This is a genomic window from Microbacterium sp. KR10-403, assembly GCF_040196215.1.
Classification (GTDB): domain Bacteria; phylum Actinomycetota; class Actinomycetes; order Actinomycetales; family Microbacteriaceae; genus Microbacterium.
In genome coordinates this window covers 115,699-136,382 of the sequence record NZ_JBEGDC010000005.1, presented here as the reverse complement: position 1 = coordinate 136,382, position 20,684 = coordinate 115,699, and the positions used below count along the sequence as shown (strand labels likewise).

General features: G+C 69.2%; 19 protein-coding genes. 6 read left to right on the top strand and 13 right to left on the bottom strand.

Annotated elements, in window-relative coordinates:
- Positions 1-10 precede the first annotated feature (10 nt).
- Positions 11-739, top strand: coding sequence for an SOS response-associated peptidase (locus ABMQ42_RS12380; protein ID WP_349723302.1), 729 nt, complete (start codon positions 11-13; stop codon positions 737-739).
- Positions 736-1,596 carry a 3-methyladenine DNA glycosylase gene (locus tag ABMQ42_RS12375; RefSeq protein ID WP_349723301.1) on the top strand — a complete coding sequence of 287 codons (861 nt, stop codon included), beginning with the start codon at positions 736-738 and terminating at the stop codon, positions 1,594-1,596. The genes ABMQ42_RS12380 and ABMQ42_RS12375 overlap by 4 nt, the downstream gene beginning before the upstream one ends.
- On the opposite strand, the gene ABMQ42_RS12370 is transcribed toward ABMQ42_RS12375, so the two are convergent.
- A complete protein-coding gene (locus ABMQ42_RS12370; RefSeq protein ID WP_349723300.1) occupies positions 1,597-2,787 on the bottom strand; it encodes a glycoside hydrolase family 3 N-terminal domain-containing protein in 1,191 nt (396 codons plus the stop codon).
- 68 nt (positions 2,788-2,855) lie between these two features.
- Between ABMQ42_RS12370 and ABMQ42_RS12365 the strand changes: the two genes are divergently transcribed.
- Positions 2,856-3,671, top strand: coding sequence for a DUF805 domain-containing protein (locus ABMQ42_RS12365; RefSeq protein ID WP_349723299.1), 816 nt, complete (start codon positions 2,856-2,858; stop codon positions 3,669-3,671).
- Between the two features lie 3 nt (positions 3,672-3,674).
- Here the strand turns inward: ABMQ42_RS12365 and ABMQ42_RS12360 are convergent, their stop codons facing one another.
- Positions 3,675-5,348, bottom strand: a complete 1,674-nt coding sequence (locus tag ABMQ42_RS12360) for an acyl-CoA dehydrogenase family protein (RefSeq protein ID WP_349723298.1) — start codon at positions 5,346-5,348, stop codon at positions 3,675-3,677.
- A 4-nt stretch (positions 5,349-5,352) separates the two neighbouring features.
- Positions 5,353-6,432 (bottom strand): PQQ-dependent sugar dehydrogenase, encoded by a 1,080-nt coding sequence (locus ABMQ42_RS12355; RefSeq protein ID WP_349723297.1) that lies wholly within the window; start codon positions 6,430-6,432, stop codon positions 5,353-5,355.
- 71 nt (positions 6,433-6,503) lie between these two features.
- Between ABMQ42_RS12355 and ABMQ42_RS12350 the strand changes: the two genes are divergently transcribed.
- A complete protein-coding gene (locus ABMQ42_RS12350; RefSeq protein WP_502884697.1) occupies positions 6,504-7,994 on the top strand; it encodes a purine-cytosine permease family protein in 1,491 nt (496 codons plus the stop codon).
- Positions 7,991-8,539, top strand: a complete 549-nt coding sequence (locus ABMQ42_RS12345; RefSeq protein ID WP_349723295.1) for a cysteine hydrolase family protein — start codon at positions 7,991-7,993, stop codon at positions 8,537-8,539. The genes ABMQ42_RS12350 and ABMQ42_RS12345 overlap by 4 nt, the downstream gene beginning before the upstream one ends.
- Here the strand turns inward: ABMQ42_RS12345 and ABMQ42_RS12340 are convergent.
- From ABMQ42_RS12340 to ABMQ42_RS12315, 6 genes are all read right to left on the bottom strand, one after another.
- Positions 8,526-10,772 (bottom strand): exo-beta-d-1,3/1,6-glucosidase, encoded by a 2,247-nt coding sequence (locus ABMQ42_RS12340; protein ID WP_349723294.1) that lies wholly within the window; start codon positions 10,770-10,772, stop codon positions 8,526-8,528. The two genes, ABMQ42_RS12345 and ABMQ42_RS12340, sit on opposite strands and share 14 nt — an antisense overlap.
- Entirely contained in the window at positions 10,769-11,773 is a 1,005-nt protein-coding gene (locus tag ABMQ42_RS12335; protein ID WP_349723293.1) for an ABC transporter permease, read from the bottom strand. The genes ABMQ42_RS12340 and ABMQ42_RS12335 overlap by 4 nt, the downstream gene beginning before the upstream one ends.
- Before the next feature lie 2 nt (positions 11,774-11,775).
- Entirely contained in the window at positions 11,776-12,861 is a 1,086-nt protein-coding gene (locus ABMQ42_RS12330) for an ABC transporter permease (protein WP_349723292.1), read from the bottom strand.
- Entirely contained in the window at positions 12,858-13,670 is an 813-nt protein-coding gene (locus tag ABMQ42_RS12325) for an ABC transporter ATP-binding protein (protein WP_349723291.1), read from the bottom strand. The genes ABMQ42_RS12330 and ABMQ42_RS12325 overlap by 4 nt, the downstream gene beginning before the upstream one ends.
- Positions 13,667-14,491 carry an ABC transporter ATP-binding protein gene (locus ABMQ42_RS12320; protein WP_349723290.1) on the bottom strand — a complete coding sequence of 275 codons (825 nt, stop codon included), beginning with the start codon at positions 14,489-14,491 and terminating at the stop codon, positions 13,667-13,669. Before ABMQ42_RS12320 ends, ABMQ42_RS12325 begins: the two co-directional genes overlap by 4 nt.
- 75 nt (positions 14,492-14,566) lie before the next feature.
- Positions 14,567-16,246, bottom strand: a complete 1,680-nt coding sequence (locus tag ABMQ42_RS12315) for an ABC transporter substrate-binding protein (RefSeq protein ID WP_349723289.1) — start codon at positions 16,244-16,246, stop codon at positions 14,567-14,569.
- A gap of 134 nt (positions 16,247-16,380) precedes the next feature.
- Here ABMQ42_RS12315 and ABMQ42_RS12310 point away from each other — a divergent pair, with 134 nt between their 5' ends.
- Entirely contained in the window at positions 16,381-17,049 is a 669-nt protein-coding gene (locus tag ABMQ42_RS12310; RefSeq protein ID WP_502884696.1) for a TetR/AcrR family transcriptional regulator, read from the top strand.
- Between the two features lie 10 nt (positions 17,050-17,059).
- On the opposite strand, the gene ABMQ42_RS12305 is transcribed toward ABMQ42_RS12310, so the two are convergent.
- From ABMQ42_RS12305 to ABMQ42_RS12290, 4 genes are read right to left on the bottom strand one after another with little or no spacing between them, the layout of a single operon-like run.
- Positions 17,060-17,911 carry a hypothetical protein gene (locus ABMQ42_RS12305; protein ID WP_349723287.1) on the bottom strand — a complete coding sequence of 284 codons (852 nt, stop codon included), beginning with the start codon at positions 17,909-17,911 and terminating at the stop codon, positions 17,060-17,062.
- Positions 17,912-17,931: 20 nt separating this feature from the next.
- A complete protein-coding gene (locus tag ABMQ42_RS12300; RefSeq protein ID WP_349723286.1) occupies positions 17,932-19,737 on the bottom strand; it encodes an oleate hydratase in 1,806 nt (601 codons plus the stop codon).
- Between the two features lie 42 nt (positions 19,738-19,779).
- Positions 19,780-20,250, bottom strand: coding sequence for a MarR family winged helix-turn-helix transcriptional regulator (locus ABMQ42_RS12295; protein WP_349723285.1), 471 nt, complete (start codon positions 20,248-20,250; stop codon positions 19,780-19,782).
- Positions 20,247-20,684, bottom strand: a complete 438-nt coding sequence (locus tag ABMQ42_RS12290; RefSeq protein WP_349723284.1) for an SRPBCC family protein — start codon at positions 20,682-20,684, stop codon at positions 20,247-20,249. Before ABMQ42_RS12290 ends, ABMQ42_RS12295 begins: the two co-directional genes overlap by 4 nt.

Sequence of the window (20,684 nt, the reverse complement as noted above, 5' to 3'; positions counted from 1 at the left end):
GGCTGAAGCCATGTGCGGAAGATTCGTGGTCGCCGAGGCCGGTTCCGAGCTCGTGGGCGTGCTGCGCGTCGATGTGGAGGGCGATGACCTGCCGGCGCCGTCCTACAACATCGCGCCGACCGATCAGGCGGCCATCGTCCTCGATTCGGTGAAGACCGAGCCGCCCACGCGTCGGCTCGCATCGGCCCGATGGGGGCTGGTCCCCTCGTGGGCGAAAGACGTCTCGATCGGCTCGCGCGCGTTCAACGCCCGCGCCGAAGAGGTCGAAGACAAGCCCCTGTTCCGCAATGCGCTCATCAAGCACCGCGCGGTGGTCCCGGCATCCGGCTACTACGAATGGAAGACCGCCGAGGGTCTGAAGACGCCGCACTACATCCACCCGGCCGACGGCTCTCCGATGTTCTTCGCCGGCCTCTACGAGTGGTGGAAGGACCCGGCGCTGAAAGACGACGATCCTGCACGATGGGTGCTGAGCTTCACGATCCTCACCCGCGACGCGATCGGCCACCTCGGATCCATCCACGACCGCATGCCGCTGTTCCTCGACCCCGACTTCGCCGACGCCTGGCTCGACCCCACCACAGAGAATGTCGGCGACATCCTCGATGCGGCGGTCGACGCGGCTCCCGACGTCGCCGAGACCCTCGCCGACTTCACCGTCTCAAAGGCCGTCGGCAACGTGCGCAACAACGGGCCCGAACTGATCGAGCCGGCAGAGCCGCCTACCCTGGAAGGGTGACCGTCCTCGCCGCTCCCGACGTGCTCCCCGGTGCCGAGTGGCGCGCCCGCGAGGCGGCGCACCGCGAACGCGCCGATGCGCTGACCGCCGGGCACCGCGCCCGGGCGGCACGGGGCGAGAAGCACCCCGTCGAGGACTTCCTGTTCACGTACTACTCCTATAAGCCTGCGGTGCTGCGTGCCTGGCATCCGGGCACGGGTGTCGAGCTCGACGATGCCGCCGAGCGCGCGGCGAAGCGCTGGTACGCACCCGGCACGACGCCGGGCAGCGCCCGCGTCGACGACACCGCCTTCCGCGCCGAGAAGGGTGCGCTCGTCGACGGCATCACCCGCATCCTCCGCGCGACCGTCGATCGTCCTGCCCGGTTCGGCTGCTTCGGCCTGCACGAGTGGGCGATGGTCTATCGGCAGCGCGAGCACCGACACCCGGTGCCGCTGCGCCTCGGGCGGTCCGAGACCGACGCCGTCGTCGAGGCGCACGAGCTGCGCTGCACGCACTTCGACGCCTTCCGGTTCTTCACGCCCGACGCCGTTCCGCGCAACGGGCAGCGGCTGAGCCGCGCAACGCAGGCGGACACCGAGCAGCCCGGCTGCCTCCACGCGAACATGGACGTCTACAAGTGGGCGGTCAAGCTCGGCCCGCTCGTGCCCGGCGAACTGCTGCTCGACGCCTTCGAGCTGGCCCGCGACATCCGCTACCTCGACATGCAGGCCTCGCCCTATGACATGCGGGCCTGGGCCGGCGCGCCGGTGCGCATCGAGACGCCGGAGGGCAAGGCCGAGTACGTCCGCCGCCAGCGCGGGTTCGCCGACCGCGCGAACGCGCTGCGGCACCGGCTGCTCGACAGCCTGGGCTGATCAGCCGCCGCAGGAGTCGCATGGCAGCAGCCCGCGCCCGTCCGCCGCGGTCTGCAGTCTCAGCCGCATCACCCGGACGGCCGCCTCGTCGAGACGATCCTCGCTGAGCGTGCCGTCCTTGACCGCCGCCACGATGCCGTCACTGATCGCGCGCACCGAATCGGGCGTCGTGTACATGACCGCGAGCACCATGTCGTTTCCGGCCACGAGCGCCTGCACCGCGTTCGCCACGGGATCCGCGTAGGCCGCGACGCCCGACGCCTGCAGCATGCCCAGATCGTCGGTGATCGCGACGCCGGTGAACCCGAGCTCATCCCGCGCGATCTCGTGCCAGGTCGCCGACAGCGATGCCGGCGCCCTGTCGACGGAGGTATAGGCGAGGTGCCCGAACATCAGAAGGGGAGCGCCCGCGTCGATGCCCGCGGCGAACGGCACGGCATCCGTCTTCTTCCACTCTGCCTTCGACAGCGGCGTGGACGGGATCATCACGTGCGAGTTGCCCTCGACCGCACCGTGACCGGGGAAGTGCTTGAGCGTGGTCAGCACCTGCCCCGACTCGCCGTCGACGGCGGCGGTGACGCGCTCGGCCGCGGCATCCGGTGTCGTTCCCAGCACCCGGTCGTAGATGAACGAGGCGGAGTCATCGGTGACGTCGGCGATGACGCCGAAGTTCACGCCGATCCCGGCGCGCTGCACGAGGGCGGCGCGGGCCGCATACGCCTGCCCTGCGATCTCGGGAGTGTCGTCGCGCACCTGCCATGCGGCGGGGAAGCGGTCCCACGGCAGGCGGGTGACATCTCCCCCTTCCTCGTCGACGGCGATCAGCGGCGGCAGCGCCGGGTCGAGCGTCAATGCGGCCGTCAGCGTGCGCAGCGCCGCTTCGCTCCCGGGGATGTTCGCGCCCATCAGGATGAATCCGCCGGCGTCGCTGCTCTGCATGTACGAGCGCAGCGCCGCCGTGTCGGTGGTCGGGATGTGCCCCATGACCACCGATGCCGCCTTCTCGTGCAGGCTGAGCGCGGCGACGCGCGCCTGCGCCTGCACGGTCAGATCATCGTCGGTGCCGGCGATGACGGTGATGGATGCCGCGGCCGGCGCCGCCGCAGGCGGCGGCGACGTCGTGCCCGGGCTCGCGACGGCGAGCACCGAGATCACGACGGCTCCGGCCGTCGCCGGCATTCGGATTCCCACGCGACCAGGCTAAGCGCACCCGCTACGGTAGGTGTACTGCTTTTCCCACCCCAAGGAGACGATCGCACGTGAGCACGCCCTCATCCCTGCCCCCGGCCGGCTGGTACCCCGACCCCCAGGGAGGGGATGGGCAGCGGTGGTGGAACGGCGTGGCCTGGTCGTCCGAGACCCGTGCCGCCCAGCCCGAGGCGCCGGTCGCTCCGGCTGCTCCGGCTGAGCCTGTGGCTCCGGCCGAGCCTGTGGCCCCGGCAGCCGATCCCTACCCGGCGGTGCAGCAGGGCTACCCGGGCGCCCAGCAGGGCTACCCGGGCGCCCAGCAGGGCTACCCGGGCGCACAGCCGGGCTACCCCGGCGCCCAGCAGGCCTACCCCGGTGCGCAGCAGGGCTACCCCGGCGCACCGCAGCCTCAGCCCGGCTATGCCGGCTATGCGGCCCCGGCCGTCGCGCCGGTCGGCATGTGGCGCTCGCCCGAGGACGACCGTCCGGTCGTGCGGAACCTGGTCGACGCCATCCGCGTCGTGTTCTCGAAGTTCGCCACGTTCACGGGGCGCGCCGGCCGCGCCGAGTACTGGTGGTGGATTCTGGCGAACTACGCCGTCTTCCTGGTGCTGTACATCGTCGGACTCGTGATCGTCCTCGCGGCGGCGGCGAGCATCAACGCGGGCCACACCGCGGGTGCGGGCATCTCGATCCTCGGCAGTGTGCTCTTCATGCTCGCCGGTCTCTGGGAGCTGGCCCTCATCATCCCGACCCTCGCCGTGCTCGTCCGACGGTTGCGCGACGCGGGCTTCGCGTGGGGCTTCGTGTTCCTCAGCCTCGTCCCGTTCGGCAGCATCGCCGTGCTCGTCATGACCTGCCTGCCCAGCAAGTTCCCCGAGCGCTGATCGTCAGTGCCGCGCCACGATGGCCGCGGCATCCGTTCCCCGCGGCAGCACCCCGTACTGCCACCCGCGATCGTCGCCGAGGCGCGCTGAGATGAACGCCTCGGCGTCGATCTGCGGCGCGTGGCGCACCATGACGCTCGCCTGAAGCGCCAGCGCGAGAAATTCGGTGAGACGACGCGCGTGGGCGGCCGCGGCATCCATGTCATCCGTCGCGATCTCGTGCAGCAGCGCGAGCGTGCGGGCGACGTGCGCGTCCAGCAGCGGATGCGCTCCCTGCGTGGAGACCAGCTCGTCCTGCACGGCGGCGGCCGACTCGGGATCGCGGGCGAGGGCACGCAGCACGTCGAGCGCGATCACGTTGCCCGACCCCTCCCAGATCGCCATGACCGGCTGCTCGCGGAACCGCCGGCCGAGGGGGAACGTCTCGGTGTAGCCGTTGCCGCCGAGGCACTCCATGGCCTCGTAGGCGTGCTGCGGGCCTCGCTTGCACACCCAGTACTTCGACACCGGCGTCGCGAGCCGGCGGAACGCGACGTCGGCCGATGAGGCATCCGCCTCGAACGCCTGCGCGAGCCGCAGCCCGGTGAGCATGGCCGCCTCCGCCTCGAGCGCGAGATCGGCCAGCACCGCCGTCATCGCCGGCTGGTCCACGAGATCACGCCCGAACGCCCGCCGTCCCCGCGCGTGCCACACCGCCTCGGCGACGCTCTGCCGCATGCCCGCCGCCGTCCCCAGCACGCAGTCGAGCCGTGTGCGCTGCACCATCTCGATGATCGTGCGCACACCGCGTCCCGGCTCCCCGAGCAGCCTCCCGACGGTGCCGTCGAACTCGACCTCCGCCGATGCATTGGACCGGTTGCCGACCTTGTCCTTGAGGCGCTGGATGCGGAACACGTTGCGCTGACCGTGCGGCAGCACCCGCGGCACGAACAGGCATGACAGCCCCTCGTCCCTGCCGCCGCGGCGCGTCTGGGCGAGCACGAGGAAGGCGTCCGACATCGGGGCCGAGCAGAACCACTTGTGCCCGGTGATCTGGTAGCTGTGCCCGCTGACATGCACGCCGACGGTCGTGTTCGCGCGCACGTCCGAGCCGCCCTGCTTCTCGGTCATGGCCATGCCCACCAGGGCGCTCGGCTTCTGGCTGGACGACAGGAGGTGGCGATCGTACTCGCGCGAGTAGAGCCGGGGCAGCCAGGTGTCGCCGATCCAGGGCGATTCCTTGAGGGATGCCACGGCCGAGTGCGTCATCGAGATCGGGCAGGCATGGCCCGGCTCGATCTGCGCGAAGAGCATGAACGCCGCGGCACGCGCGACGGCGGCCCCGGGTCGGGGATCGGCCCACGCCGAGGTGTGGGCGCCGTGGGCGACAGCGGCGGCGATGATGCGGTGGTACGACTCGTCGTACTCGACCTCGTCGAGGCGGAAGCCCCAGCGGTCGAAGGTGTGCGCGATCGGCGGGTGCGCGTGGGCCAGGAAGGCGTCGCGCTGGAAGTCCTCGCCGCCGACCAGCGCGCCGATCTCGTGCAGCTCGCCCTGGGCCCAGCCGGCTCCGAAGTCGTCGACGGCCTGTGTGAGCGGGAGGTTCGCTGCGTATTCGTCGGTGCCGACCCGCCACTCGGGTTGGTTCTCGACCAGGTGGGTGCCACCCGGTTGCAGGCCGCGGCCGATTGTGGTCATGCCGTCACGTTACTGCGAACCGCAGCACGCGATCGTCGCCGGGGCGCGGGCTCCCCCGCCCGTCCGTGTTGTTCGTGAGCACCCACAGCGTCCCGTCGTCGGCGGTCGCGGCATCCCGCAGCCGTCCGCTCCCCTGCAGCAGAGCCTCAGGATCGCCCACGACGGTGTCGCCGTCGGTCGTCACGCGCCACAGCCGCTCGCCGCGCAAGCAGGCCAGGTACAGCACGTCGCCGACCGCCGCGAGGCCGCTGGGGCTGGCCTGATCCGTGTGCCACTGCAGCAGCGGGTCGCGGAAGCGCCCGTCGTGCGCGATGCCCTCGACAACCGGCCAGCCGTAGTCGCCGCCGGGCACGATGACGTTCAGCTCGTCCCAGGTGTCCTGCCCGAACTCATCCGCCCACATCACGCCGTCGCTCGTCCAGGCGATGCCCTGCACATTGCGGTGGCCGTAGCTGTAGACCGCGTTGCCGAACGGGTTGCCGGGGGCCGGTTCCCCCTCCGGCGTGATGCGCAGGATCTTGCCGCCCAGGCTCGACGTGTCCTGCGACTGCGCGGAGTCCCCCGCATCCCCCGTCGTCACATAGAGCATTCCGTCGGGTCCGAACGCGAGACGCCCGCCGTTGTGGAACGACGCCTTGCGGATGCCCCGCAGCACGACCTCGGCATCGCCGAGGCGATACGCGTCCGGCTGGCCCAGCAGCGGCATCCGCACCACCCGATTGTCGTCGGCCGCCGCGTGGTACGCGTACAGCCAGGTGCCGCCGTCCCCGTCCCAGAGGGCGATGCCGTTCAGCCCGCCCTCCCCCTGCGCGACGACGCCGGGCACGGTGCCCACCTCGCGCACCTCGTGGTCGCCGGCGGAGATCTCCAGGATCCTGCCGTCGTCCCGTTGTGAGACCAGGGCTCCCCCGTCGGGCAGCATCGCCAAGGACCACGGGGCGTCGAGTCCGCGGACGATCGTCCCATCGTCCCCGTTCGACGACGACGGGACGCCGGTGGCCGGCAGGTTCTCGGAGACCGGCGCGCAACCGACCAGAGCCACCAGCAGCACGGTGACCAGCAGTCCTCCCCGACGGGCGCCCATGCTCCAGCGTCCCGCGCCGTCTCTCCGGACACAAGACCGCCCACGACTCACAGGAAAGTGCCAGGATGGGGATGCCCGCACCACTCTGCCCCTGGGAGGCACACGTGTCCGCACCCGACGAGACCCTGCCGGCGTCGACGCTCATCGAGCGCACCGGCATCGAGATCATCCCCGAGTCCGACCGCACCGCGAAGCCCCGCGACCTGTTCTGGCCGTGGTTCGCCGCGAACGTGTCGGTGTTCGGCATGTCGTACGGCTCGTTCGTGCTCGGCTTCGGCATCTCCTTCTGGCAGGCCACCGTCGTCTCGGTGATCGGCATCGTGGTCTCGTTCTTCCTGTGCGGGCTGATCGCCATCGCCGGCAAGCGCGGCTCCGCGCCGACGATGGTGCTCTCGCGCGCCGCCTTCGGCGTCCACGGTCAGAAGGTGCCCGGCATCGTCTCATGGCTCACCTCGATCGGGTGGGAGACGTTCCTGGCCATCACCGCGGTGCTCGCCACGGCGACGATCATCTCGCAGCTGGGCGGCGACGGCGACAGCGTATGGCTGAAGATCGTGGCGATCCTCATCGTCGCGGCGCTCATCGTCGCCGCGTCGGTGCTCGGCTACCACACGATCATGCGGCTGCAGTCGGTGCTCACCTGGATCACCGGCATCGTCACGATCCTGTACATCATCCTCGCGATCCCGCAGATCGATCTGGGCGCCGTCATGGCGCTGCCGTCAGGCAACATCGGCCACGTCATCGGCGCGCTCGTCATGGTCATGACCGGCTTCGGCCTGGGCTGGATCAACATCGCCGCCGACTGGTCGCGCTACCAGAAGCGCACGGCCTCGGACGGCGCCATCATCTGGTGGAACACCTTCGGCGGCGCCGTCGCCCCGGTGATCCTCGTGATCTTCGGTCTGCTGCTGGCGGGCTCGAACGACGAGCTGTTCCAGGGCGTGCAGAACGACCCGATCGGCGCCCTCGCGAAGATCCTCCCGGTGTGGGTGCTCGTGCCGTTCCTCATCACGGCGATCCTCGCCCTCGTCTCCGGCGCGGTCCTGGGCATCTACTCGTCGGGGCTGACGCTGCTCAGCCTCGGCATCCGCATCCCGCGGCCCTCCGCCGCGGCGATCGACGGCGTCATCCTGACCCTCGGCACGATCTGGGTCGTGTTCTTCGCCCAGAGCTTCCTCGGACCGTTCCAGAGCTTCCTGATCACGCTCGGCGTCCCGCTGGCGGCGTGGGCCGGCATCCTCATCGCCGACATCCTGCGCCGCCGCAAGGACTACGACGAGGCCGCCCTGTTCGACCCGAAGGGCCGTTACGGGTCGTGGGACTGGACCTCCATCATCACGATGGTCGTCGCCTCGGTCATCGGCTGGGGCTTCGTCATCAACAACTTCGCCGAGGACGCCAGCTGGAACAACTGGCAGGGCTACTTGCTGTTCCTCATCGGGGGCAAGGACGGCGACTGGGCCTACGCCAATCTCGGCGTGTTCTTCGCCCTGGTGATCGGCTTCGTGGTGACCCTGCTCGCACGCGAGCGCCGGATCCGTCGGCAGGAGTCCGTGTGACCGACCGCTGGCTCGTCGTCATCGATCCGCAGGCGATCTTCGCGGCGCCCGACTCGGACTGGGGCTCGCCGTTCTTCCCCGAGGCGTTCGCGAACATCCGGCGCCTCGCCGACGCGTTCGGCGACCGCGTCATCGTGACGCGGTGGCTGCCCACCGCCGACCGGTCGACGGCCTGGGGCGACTACTTCGCCGCGTGGCCGTTCGCGGACGTGCCGGCCGACGATCCCCTCTATGCGCTGGTGCCGGATGCCGCGGGCCTGTCACCACGCGCAACCGTCGACCTCCCCACCTTCGGCAAGTGGGGTCCGGCGCTCGAGCGGATCACCGGCCCCGCACCGCACCTCGTGCTGTGCGGCGTGTCGACCGACTGCTGCGTGATCTCCACGGCGCTGCCGGCGGCCGACGCCGGCGCGCACGTCGAGATCGTCGCCGATGCGTGCGCCGGGTCCACGGCCGAGAACCAGGCCGCCGCCCTGCACGTGCTCGGTCTCTACCCGCCGCAGATCGCCCTCACCGACACGGCGGCCGTGCTCACCGCACGCTGAACTCGGCCGACAGCAGATTCGCGTCGCGCGACGACGAGCCCACCAGGGCGTGGAAGCGGCCGGCTTCGACCAGGCGCCGGCCCGCGGCATCCACGATCGTGCACTCGGCGACGGGCAGCTCGATGCGCACCCGCTCGGACGCGCCGGGAGCGATGTCGACCTGCCGGTACGCCTTGAGCTCCTTCTCCGCCCAGCTCACCGAGGTCACGTCGTCGCACACGTACAGCTGCACGGTCTCGCGTGCGGGGCGCTGCCCGGTGTTGCGCACGGTCACCTCGGCGACGAGCGTGTCGGACTCGCTCAGCCGGGCCTCGGCGAGCGCGAGGTCCGTGTACTCGACGGTCGTGTACGACAGCCCCTCGCCGAAGGCCCACGCCGGCGCCTGCGTCAGATCGGCGTAGCGGTCGCCGTGCTGCCCGCGGATGCGGTTGTAGTAGATGGGCAGCTGCCCGGCGTGGCGCGCGAACGAGATCGGCAGTCGCCCCGAGGGCTCGACGCGACCGGTGAGCACCTCGGCGAGCGCCCGGCCACCCTGCATGCCGGGGTTCGCGATCCAGAGCACGGCCGCGGCGCGCTGCACGGAAGCCGGCAGCACGAGGGGCTTGGACGCCAGGAGCACGACGACCACGGGTGTGCCGGTCGCGATCACCGCATCCAGGAGCGCGTTCTGCCCGCCGATGAGCTCGAGCGTGGCTGTGGAGCGCCCCTCCCCGACGAGCTCGATGTGGTCGCCGACGACCGCGATCACGACGTCGGCTGCTTCGGCCGCGGCGACCGCCTCGGCGATCCTCGCGTCGTCGGGCGGGCACGCGTGCACCACCGGGGGCCGCGGCTGCCCGTCGGGGAACGTGGCCCCGGCCGGGTCGGGCTGCATCGTCAGGATGTCGGCGCCCCGCGCATGCGTGACCGTCGAGCCCTGCGGCGCGAGCGCGCGCACGCCGTCGAGCACGGTGGTGATCATCGCGCGCGGCTGGCCGTCGAGCCAGCCCGCCTGCCCGGAACCGCCGGCCCAGTCGCCGAGCTGGTACTGGGCGTCGTCGGCGAGCGGGCCGACGACGGCGATGGATGCCGCACGGTCGGTCAGCGGCAGGGTGCCGTCGTTCTCGAGGAGCACGATCGAGCGTCGCGCGGCCTCGAGGTTGAGGGCGGCGTGCTCGTCCGAGCCGACGATCCGGTCGAGACCGGCCTGTGGGAGGCGCGGGTCCTCGAACAGTCCCAGATCGAACTTCAGGGTGAGGATGCGCGCCACGGCGTCATCGAACGCGTCGGGCGGCAGCATCCCGTCGTCCACCGCCTGCCGTGCGCCCTCGAAGAATCCGGGCGTCGTCATGATCATGTCGTTGCCGGCGCGGGTCGCCGCCGCCGCCGCGTGCGCGTAGTCGGGCTGCACGTGCTGCTCCCAGACCATGCGGCCGACGTTGTCCCAGTCGGTGATGAGGGTGCCGGTATAGCCCCATTCCCCCTTGAGCACGTCGCTGAGCAGCCAGTCGTTCACGGTGATCGGCACGCCGTCGGTGCTCTGATAGCCGAGCATGAAGGTGCGGCAGCCCTCTCGCGCGACGCGCTCGAACGGCGGGAGGAACCAGCTGCGCAGCTTGCGGCGGGAGATGTCCGCCTCGCTGGCGTCCCGTCCGCCCTGGGTCTCCGAATAGCCGGCGAAGTGCTTCGCCGTCGCCAGGATCGCCGTCGGGTCGTCGAGCCCGGCGCCCTGATAGCCGCGCACCATCGCCGAGGCCAGCTCTCCGATGAGGAAGGGGTCCTCGCCGAACGTCTCATCGACGCGGCCCCAGCGCAGGTCGCGGGCGATGCACAGCACCGGGGAGAAGGTCCAGTGGATGCCGGTGGCCGCCACCTCCACGGCGGTGACGCGCGCGACCCGCTCGAGAAGCTCGGCGTCCCAGCTGGCGGCGAGCCCCAGCTGGGTCGGGAAGATCGTCGCCCCCGGCCAGAAGGAATGACCGTGGATGCAGTCCTCGGCGACCAGGAGCGGAATGCCCAGGCGCGTGCGCGCGGTGAGCGCGTTCGCCTGAAGGATCCGCTCCGGCGAGGTGTGCAGGATCGAGCCGGCGTGCCGCTGAAGCACGATGTCGTCCAGGTCGCCTCGGGCGTCGAGCTGCAGCATCTGCCCGATCTTCTCCTCGAGCGTCATCCGCCCCAGGAGATCGGCGACGCGCTCGGCTGTGGTGAGGGTTGTATCGCGGTACGGGAGCGTGGAGGTGCTGAGGATGGTCATGCCTGGCTTTCTTCGTCGTCTGCGGTCCGCACGGCCGTCACGGCGTCGTTCACGTTGAGGCCCTTCTTCTTCATGGCCCGGGCGCGTTCTCCTGCCGAGCGCAGGCGCGGGTTGACGTACTCGTCGATGCCGAAGTTGATCAGCGCGAGCGCGACTCCCACGAAGGCGATGCACAGGCCCGCGGGCACGTACCACCACCAGTAGTCGGGGAAGGCGCTGTTCTGCTGCGCCCAGAACAGGATGGTCCCCCAGTTGAGGTTCGACACCGGGATGACGCCGATGAAGGCCAGAGTGGTCAGGCCCAGCACCGCCGCGGTCATCGTGCCGACGAAGCTCGAGGCGATGAGCGCCATGAGGTTCGGCAGCATCTCGACGAGGATGATGCGGTGCAGCGGCTCGCCGTTGGCGCGCGCGGCCTGGATGAAGTCGCGGTTGCGCAGCGACATCGTCTGCGCGCGCAGCACGCGCGCCCCCCACGCCCAGCCGGTCAGTCCCAGCACGGCGGCGATGATCCACAGCGGCGGGTCGGCGAACTGCGAGGCGATGATGATCATCAGCGGCAGCCCGGGGATGACGAGGAACACGTTCGACAGCGCCGACAGCGACTCGCTCTTCCATCCGCGCAGATACCCGGCGGTCACACCGACCACGACGGCGACCACCGTCGCCATGATCGTCGCCAGGAAGCCGACCACGAGCACGCCGCGGGTGCCGTAGACGATCTGGCTGAACACGTCCTCTCCGATGTGCGTGGTGCCCAGAAGGTGCTGGAACGAGGGCGCCTGCAGGGTCGCATCGAGGTTCTGCTCGGTCGGATCGTACGGGGCGATCAGCGGAGCGAAGATCGCCACGAGGATGAAGACGCCCAGGATGATCAGCCCCGCGGCCGACTTCCGGTTGCTGAACATCGCCATCGACGCCGACAGCTGCGTCCAGAACGTCTTCTTGCTCTTCGCCGCCTCGGCCTCCGAGGCCGGGGCGGTCATCACAGGAGCGGTCATGGTCAGGCCTCCGTCTGACGGGTACGGGGGTCGAGGATCGCATAGGCGATGTCGGCCAGGATGTTCGCGATCAGCACGGCCAGCACGAGCACGAGGAAGATCCCCTGCATCAGCGCGTAGTCCTTCGCGTTGGTGGCACTGAGCAGCAGCAGGCCGATCCCCGGATACGAGAACACCATCTCCATCACGATCGTGCCCCCGACGATGAAGCCGAGCGCGAGAGCGAAGCTCTGGATCTGCGGCAGCACCGCGTTGCGGGCCGCGTACCGCCAGAGAACGCGCCGGTTCGGCATGCCCTTGGCCTGCGCGACGGTGATGTAGTCCTCGTCGAGCACGGTGAGCATCATGTTGCGCATCCCGAGCACCCAGCCGCCGATCGACGCGATCACGATCGTGATCACGGGCAGGGCCGCGTGGGAGACCACCTCTGAGACGAACGCGGTGTTCCAGCCCGGATCCACCCCCACTTCGTACGCATGGCCGGCGGGGAACCAGCCCAGCAGTGTCGAGAAGATCGCGATGAAGATGAGTCCGAGCCAGAAGTACGGCACGGTTCCCATGAAAGTGGTGATGGGCACAAGGGCGTCCAGACGTCCCCCGCGGCGCCATCCGATCACCGCGCCGAGCACCGTGCCGACGACGAACGAGATGACGGTCGCGACGCCGACGAGCCCGAGCGTCCACGGCAGCGCAGAGGCGATCGCCTGGCCGACGGGTGCCATACCCGTCGAGATCGAGAGGCCGAGGTCACCGTGCAGCAGCCGGCCCCAGTAGTCGAAGTACTGCTGCCAGAGCGGGACGGACTTGTCGAGACCGAAAAGCGCACGCAGCGCCTTCTCCGCTTCGGGCGGCAGCTGCCCCTGACTGCGCGCCATGTAGGCGTCGACCGCGTCGCCCTTCATCATGCGCGGCAGGAAGAAGTTGATGGTGATGGCCGCCCAGGCCGTGAACAGGTAGAAGGCCGCTCGTCCGCCGATGAACCGCCACGGCACGCGGACACCGCCGCGCTCGGCGACGGTCGCCGTCGTGCCGACGAGCGTCGGGTCGACCGGTGTCGGGTCGACCGGCGTCGTGATCTCGGCGCTCATCGCGCACCTCCCTGAATCTGTGCACCGGCCGTGCGGAAGAACTCCTCGGGATCGGGCGAGGCCGCCCGCAGCTCGCGGGTGTACGGGTCCTGCGGGTGGAGGATGACGTCGTCGGCAGGGCCCTGCTCGACGACCCGGCCCTGGTTGAGCACCATGATCTCGTCGCTGAAGTGCCGCGCGGTGGCCAGGTCGTGCGTGATGTACAGCACACCGAGCCCCTCTTCGCGCTGAAGGTCGGCGAGGAGGTTCAGCACACCGAGTCGGATCGACACGTCGAGCATCGACACCGGCTCATCCGCGACCAGGAGCGCCGGACGGGAGGCCAGCGCTCGGGCGATCGCGACGCGCTGACGCTGGCCGCCGGACAGCTCGTGCGGTCGCCGCTCCATGACGGCGTCGGCATCGAGCCGCACGCGTTCGAGCAGACGGCGGACCTCGTCGTCGACCTCGTCGCGGGGAACCACCTTGTCCAGCCGCAGCGGCCTCTCGATGTGGTGGCGGATGGAATGGTACGGGTTGAGCGACGCGAACGGATCCTGGAAGACCATCCGCAGCTGCTGCCGATACCGGCGAAGCCCCTTGCCGCTGCGGGGAATGGGCGCTCCGTCGAGGAGGACCTCACCGCGCGTCGGTGTCTCCAGCTGCGTGAGGATCTTCGCGATCGTCGATTTGCCGCTGCCCGACTGGCCCACCAGACCGATCGTCTGCCGGGAGTGCAGCGTGAAGCTCACGTCGTCGAGGGCCTTGATCTGTCCCGACCCGCGGACGTTGTAGATCTTGGTGACGTTCCTGAACTCGAGAACGGTCATCGCACCACCACCCCCCTCTCGCCGGTCAGCCGGGGGAACGAGCTGAGCAGGCTGCGCGTGTACTCATGCTGCGGGTTGCTCCAGATCTCCCGCGCGTCGGCCAGTTCGACGATCGCCCCATCGCGCATGATCGCGATGCGGTCGCTGATCTCGAGCAGCAGCGGCAGATCGTGGGTGATGAACACCACCGAGAACCCGAACTCGCGACGCAGCTGCGAGATCTGCTTGAGGATCTCGCGCTGCACCAGCACATCGAGGGCCGTCGTCGGTTCATCCATCACCATGAGCTGTGGCCGGAGGGCGAGTGCCATCGCGATCATGACGCGCTGCCGCATGCCGCCTGAGAGCTCGTGCGGGTACGACCGCGCACGCTGTGCGCCGACCTTCACGATGTCCAGCAGTTCGGCGACCGCCGCACGGCGGTCTCTGCGGGTCATGCCGGGACGATGGACGACGAACACATCGTCGAGCTGCGAACCGATCGTGGCGACCGGGTTCAGCGCATTCATCGCGCCTTGGAAGACCATCGAGATGCGGTCCCAGCGGAACCGCCGCATCTGCTCGACGTCGAGAGAGTGCAGGTCGATGTCCTCGCCGCTCTCGTCGTGGAAGACGACGCTGCCGCTCGTGATCACCGCCGGCGGCTTGAGCAGCCGCTGAACACCGTACGCGAGCGTGGTCTTGCCGCTGCCGCTCTCACCGGCGAGGCCGACGATCTCGCCGCGCTGGATCTCGAGGTTCACGTTCGCCACGGCCTTGACCGGCGGGTCCACGTCGTACACGACGGAGAAGTCGCGCACAGACAGGAGGGAATCGGGCATGGGGGTTCCTTCGTTCTCGCACCCCGGTCGTTGAGCGGGGCCCGTGGGCTCCGCTCAACGACCGGGAAGGCACCGTTACTTGGCGGGCTTCAGGTTCATCAGCACCTGCACGGCCGACGGCTGCGTCGGGTCGGCCGTGGCGTACTGGTCGTCTTCGCTGGGCCAGCCGGTGAACGAGCGGGTGTTGTACTGTGCGAGCTGCGGGTGGGTGCCGATCGGGATCGCGGGCACGTCCTCGACGAAGATCTTCTGGATCTTGTTGAGTGCCGCGGTGCGGGTCGCGTCGTCGGACGCCTGCGCGTACTCCTTCAGCAGGGCGGTCGCCTCGGGGTTGTTGTAGCGCCCGAAGTTGTCGGACACCTTCCCATCGGCGGCCTGCTCGAGGTAGGCGCCGTTCATGACGTCGTCGTAGATGTGCCAGGGGTTCGAGCCCGAACCCGACCAGTGCAGCGCGGCGTCGAAGTTGCCGGTCGCCATGTTGGTGGTCCAGGTGTCGGCGTCGGGAGTGGCGACCTTGGCGTCCGCGCCGAGGGTCTTCTTGACCTGGGTGGCGACGAGCTGGATGCCGGTCACGTAGTCGTTCCAGCCCTGCGGGTCCTGCAGCGTGAACGACACCGGGTTGCCCTTCGGGTCGATCAGCGCGCCGTCCTTCCAGGTGTAGCCGGCGTCGGAGAGCACCTTCTTCGCACCGTCGACGTCGACGCTGAAGCTCTGATCCTTGTACTCGGGCGCGATGTACTGGTCGCCCGTCGGCTGCGGGATGCCGGTGACGCTGGTCAGCTCCGGGCCCGCATTGCTGCGCGCTTTCTCGGCGTGGGCCTTGCGGTCGACGACCATGTTCACGGCCTTGCGGAACGCGACGTCATCGAACGGCGCCTTCGTCGTGTTGACCAGGATCATGTCGGGGCTGAGCACGTTCGCGCCCCAGAACACGTTGTGATCGGGGTCCTTGTCGACGTAGTTGGTCTGGTAGTCGGTGATGAAGATCTGCGCCCAGTCGGTCTCGCCGTTCTGCAGTGCACGCAGCAGACCGGTGTTGTCGTTGTACTCGAGGTACTTGAGCTGCCCCACCGGAACGTCGCCACCCCAGTAGTCGCTGCGCGCGTCGAGGACGACGCCCTGCGACGAGAACGTCTTGATCGTGTAGGGACCGGTGCCGACGGCATCCTTCACGGGATCCTTCGTCGGGTCCGCGATGTCCTTCCACTGGTGCTCGGGGACGATGCTGATCTGCAGCACGTCACCCTGCTTGACGAACTTCGACTCGCTGAAGGTCATGACGACGTTGTCGCCGTCCTTCTTGATGTCTGCGAGCTTCAGGCCGCCCAGGTCGAGTGCCGGAGTGTTCTTGATCAGGTTGAACGTGAAGATGATGTCGTCGGCGGTGAACGGCTCGCCGTCGTTCCACTTCACGCCCTCACGCGGGGTGACGGTCAGCTGCGTGTAGTCGCTGTTCCACTCGACCTTCGAGGCGAGCCACGGGGTCGTCTCGTTCTTGCCGACCGGGTTGACCATGGCCAGCGGTTCGTAGATCATCCGGTCGTAGCCGAGCGACATGCCCGACCCCGTGCCGATGAACGGGTTGTTGATCTGCGTCGACAGGACGCCGGATCCGTCCGGCTTGGCGACGGTGAGCGAGCCGGAACTCGCCGACCCCTTGTCGCCGTTGCTGCCGCCTGACGAGCATCCTGCCAGCGCTGTGGCGCTGAGGACGGTGATCGCCGTCCACGCGATCAGTGACTTTCCGAGCTTCATTGCGTCTCCTTGACACGGGTCCTTGTGCAATGGATGGGGCAGTGCCCCGTGGGTAAACTTACTGTCGAGAAAGTAAGTTGATGTGAGATTACCTACTCATCGGTAAGCTGACAAGTGACAGTTGCCGATTTGTGATGTTCGACGAAGGAGCCAACGTGGCCGATGGTGCTGAAGGTCTCGGCGCGCGCATGCGACCCGCCACACAGCGCAAGCATGCGGAGATTCTTCAGGCCGCCATGGATGTCTTCGGGAGCAAGGGGTCGACGAACGGCACCCTGGCAGACATCGCCGAACAGGCCGGCATGACGCACGCCGGCGTCCTCCACCACTTCGGGTCGAAGCAGAATCTGCTGCTCGCGGTGCTGTCGTACCGGGATCAGACGGATGTCGCCGAACTCGCCGACCAGCATATCCCGGGCGGACCTGAGCTTTTCCTGCACCTCGTGCGCACTGCGCTCGCGAATGCGCAGCGCCCCGGCATCGTCCAGGTGTACACGGTGCTGTCAGCCGAGTCGGTGACCGATGACCACCCCGGCCGGCCCTACTTCGAAGAGCGCTATCGGGTGCTGCGCGGCGACGTCGCCACCGCGTTCCGCGAATTGTGCGCGCAGGAGGGCGTCACGTCGACGGAGACGGTGGATGCCGCATCCGCGGCCATCCTGGCGGTCATGGACGGCCTGCAGCTGCAGTGGCTTCTCGACCCGTCGGCGGTCGACCTCGCCCACGCGAGCGAGTTCGCGATCCGTTCGATCGTCAACGGCGTTCTGCACCCCGGCCCGGTGCTGGAGAGCTACGCGAGCTGAGCACCCGTGCTCACATGGTCCCGCCGTCGGCACCCGCGCTCTCGTACTCGCGCGGCCGGGGGAAGAACCGCGGGGCGATGGAGGTGTCGAGCTCGATGTGCACTCCCTCCGCCGTCGGCGCGACCCCGGCGGGCGAACGGGTGAACACCAGAACCTGGGTCCCCCCGGTCGGCACCCGCGACGGCGTCGCATGCACCGTCGCCTGCAGAGTGCGCTCCCCCGCACCGTCGTCGTACCGGATCGAGACCGGGCCACGGCCCTTCCACGTGTCGCTGTCCGGCGGCGCCAGCACCCGCCCGGTGAACCGGTCGCCGCTCTCGCGCAATCGCATGATGCGCGACGCCTCGATCTTCGCGCGTCGCAGCGCCGGCGGTGTACACAGCACGCAGACGAGGGCGGTGACCAGGAACGCGGCCGCCAGGACCGCGAGCACCGTCCGCATCGCTCCGTCGACGCGGAGCACCGTGACCGCGAATCCGACGGCGATGCCACCGGCCATGCCGGTCGCCGCGAGCGCACCTCCGACCCCCGCCCGCCCGTAGCGGTCGGGCGCCGTCAGCGTCATGCCCAGCGCGATCCCGCCCGAGAGCAGCGCAGCGGGGATCACCAGCGCAAGCCACCAGAGCCCGCCGGGTACCACGCCGTCCGTGCTCGGGCCGACGAAGAGGAGCGACACGCCCCAGACCGCGAGTGCGGCGAACACCGCGCAGGCGACGGCCCCCGCGATGTCGGCGGTCGCCCGCTCACGGAAGACGAAGCCCGGCGGAATCCGGGTCACGCGGGCACCGTGCTCCATCGTCGAGAACACCGGGCCGCGCTCATCCCACCATTCCAGGCCCGTCTGTGCCGCCTGCTCGAGCATCGGTTCCTCCCCCGCGGCGGTCATGCGCCGGCGTCGTCGCTGCGATCGCGCTGGATCGTGTCGCCCACCGCCGGCACGAGCCCGAAGTCGGTGAGCAGCTGGCCGATCTGCGTGTGATCGAGCTTGCGGATGACGCTGTTGCCGATGAACCTCGGCCCGGGCAGCTCCACCTCCGCGCCGTCCCGCAAGCGCGTCGTCGCCTTCAGGAGGAAGCGCAGATCGTAGGTCGAGTTGAAGACCTCGGGGATGCCGCGATCGATGCCCAGCAGCTGATAGGCCGCCTCCATCCCCGTGCGCACCGAGTACTCGGTGGTGAAGATGGTGTCACGCGTCGTCTCGGCGAACTGGCCGATGAACGCGAAGTTCACGGCGCCCTCGGGAACGACGTCGGGACGGTCACCAGCCCGCCGCGGCATGAAGAACGCCGTGACGTACGGCATCATCACCGGGACCGTCTTCGCCCCCTCGGCCGCCAGCCGCGGGATGTCCTCGACCGGCACGCCGAGGTGGTAGAGCCACTCCTGGGTGATCTCCTCGCCCGTGCAGTCCTGCAGGGGCTTCTTCACGTAGTCACCGGGGACGTCCACGAACAGGCCGTAGACCCACACGACGATCTCATCGGGTGCCTGCGCTGTGAAATGCGGCTGGCGGTTCACCGTCCAGCTCATCAGCCACGACGAGTCCTTGGCCGTGACGATGCCGCCGGTCACGACCTTGCCCGCGAACGGGTCGCGTCGAGCGATGCGCTCGATGTACGCGGGGATCTCCGGCCCGACCGTCGTGACCGTCGCCGACTCCCACTTCGTCTTGGCGATGTCGCCCCCGAACACGTCCGGACGTCCGAACGACGGATGCTTGGCGGCGATCCGCCGCCACAGGTCCCACGCCGGCGCGGGGCCCTCGTTCAGCGACGCTGCACGGTGGTGGTTGCCGTCGTCGGAGTTCTCGGTCAGCGACCCGATCGTCGTGAGCACCAGGTCATCCGGCCCCAGGTCGACCCCGCTCTCCTCGCCGCCCGCGAGCCAGTGGATCCGCGTCGCCTGCTTCCGATCTCCGTCGAAGGCGAAGTCGATGTCGGTGACCTCGGTCTCGAAGCGGAAGGTCACCCCCTGGTCGAGCAGCCAGCGGTACATCGGCAGAACCAGCGACTCGTACTGGTTGTACTTCGTGAACTTCAGCGCGGAGAGGTCGGGCAGTCCCCCGATGTGGTGCACGAAGCGGTGCAGATAGAGCTTCATCTCCAGCGCCGAGTGCCATTCCTCGAACGCGAACATCGTGCGCCAGTACAGCCAGAAGTTGCTGGCGAGGAAGTCCTCGCCGAACACCTCGTCGATGCGCTTGTCCTCCATCTCCTCACGCGAGGCGAGGAAGATCTTCACGATGTCCTTCTGCGCGGCATCGCTGAGCCCGAAGCGGTTGTGGGTCTCGGCATCCTTCCCCTGCCCGTACGTCACGCGGCAGAGCGAGTAATTGGGGTCGTCCTTGTTGAGCCAGTAGAACTCGTCGAGGACCGAGCCCTCGACTTCGAGGGACGGGATGCTGCGGAAGAGGTCCCACAGGCACTCCATGTGGTCTTCCATCTCGCGCCCGCCGCGGATGACGAAGCCCTTCTCCGGCTTCTTGATGCCGTCGAGCGCCCCACCGGGAAGCTCGAGGCGTTCGAGGATCGTGATCCGTTCCCCCGGCAGCTGCCCGTCGCGGATCATGAAGACCGCTGATGCCATCGAGGTCAGTCCCGCCCCGACGAACCAGGCCGTCTTCTTCTCCACGCCCTCCGGCTTGCGGGGCCGCGCGAAGGCCTCGTAGTTGCCACTGCTGTAGTACATGTCGTCTCCCCCGACCGTCGATCACCAGCATGTGCTGCCAATCTAACGGGCGCGACCGCGGCTTCGATAGGGCTCCTCCAGCGTCTGCAGGCAGCGCAGGAAGACGGCCCGCGCGTCGTCGTCGAGCGCACCGAAGTACTCCCGGTCGGCCGCTTCGACGTCGGCGTTCGCGGCACTCGCGAGGCGCACTCCGGCGGGCGTCGGCGCGAGGGCGTACGCACGTCGATCGGTGGGATGCCGCGAGCGCGACACGCATCCCTTCGTCTCAAGCGTGCGGAGGACCTGCGAGGTCATCATCACGTCGGTGCCGGCATGCGCCGCCAGATCCTGCTGAGTGACGGGCTCGCTGCGGTCCATCCACGTCAGCGACGCGAGCAGGACGAACTGCACGTGCGTCAGGTCGTGCGGCGCGAGCGCCGCACGGATCGCCCGCTGCCAGGCGTTGGTGACCCGCCACAGCGCCAGACCCGGGCTGAGCGACGCATCGGGATACGCCGTCTCAAGGCCGGTCACGCCGACATCCGCGGTACGCCGCGCTCCGCCGCCGCGAGCAGCTCCCCCATCGCCACGGGGAAGTCGCCACTGATCTGAGGGCCCAACTCGGGTCCGACGGCATCCGCGTCGGAGCCATCGATCTCCAGCGTGTGCGAGACCCTGGTTCCGCCGTCAGCCCTGCGCGCGAGCGTATGGCGGAAGGTCAGCGCCACCCGCCCGAACACGGTCCGGTCGGCGTATACGCGCTCCGGCACGAGCTCGACGATCGACGAGGTCATCGGCTCCTGCCCCTGAGGTGTGACCGTCACCGTGGTCCCGACCTCGAACGGACCGTGCAGCTCGAAGCTGTCGGAACCGGGCCCCAGCGGCATGCCCGAGTGCAGTGCCTCCAGCGCCGCCCAGACGGCGCGGGCATCAGCGGTCGTCTCGGCCGTGTACGTCGTTGTCCACAT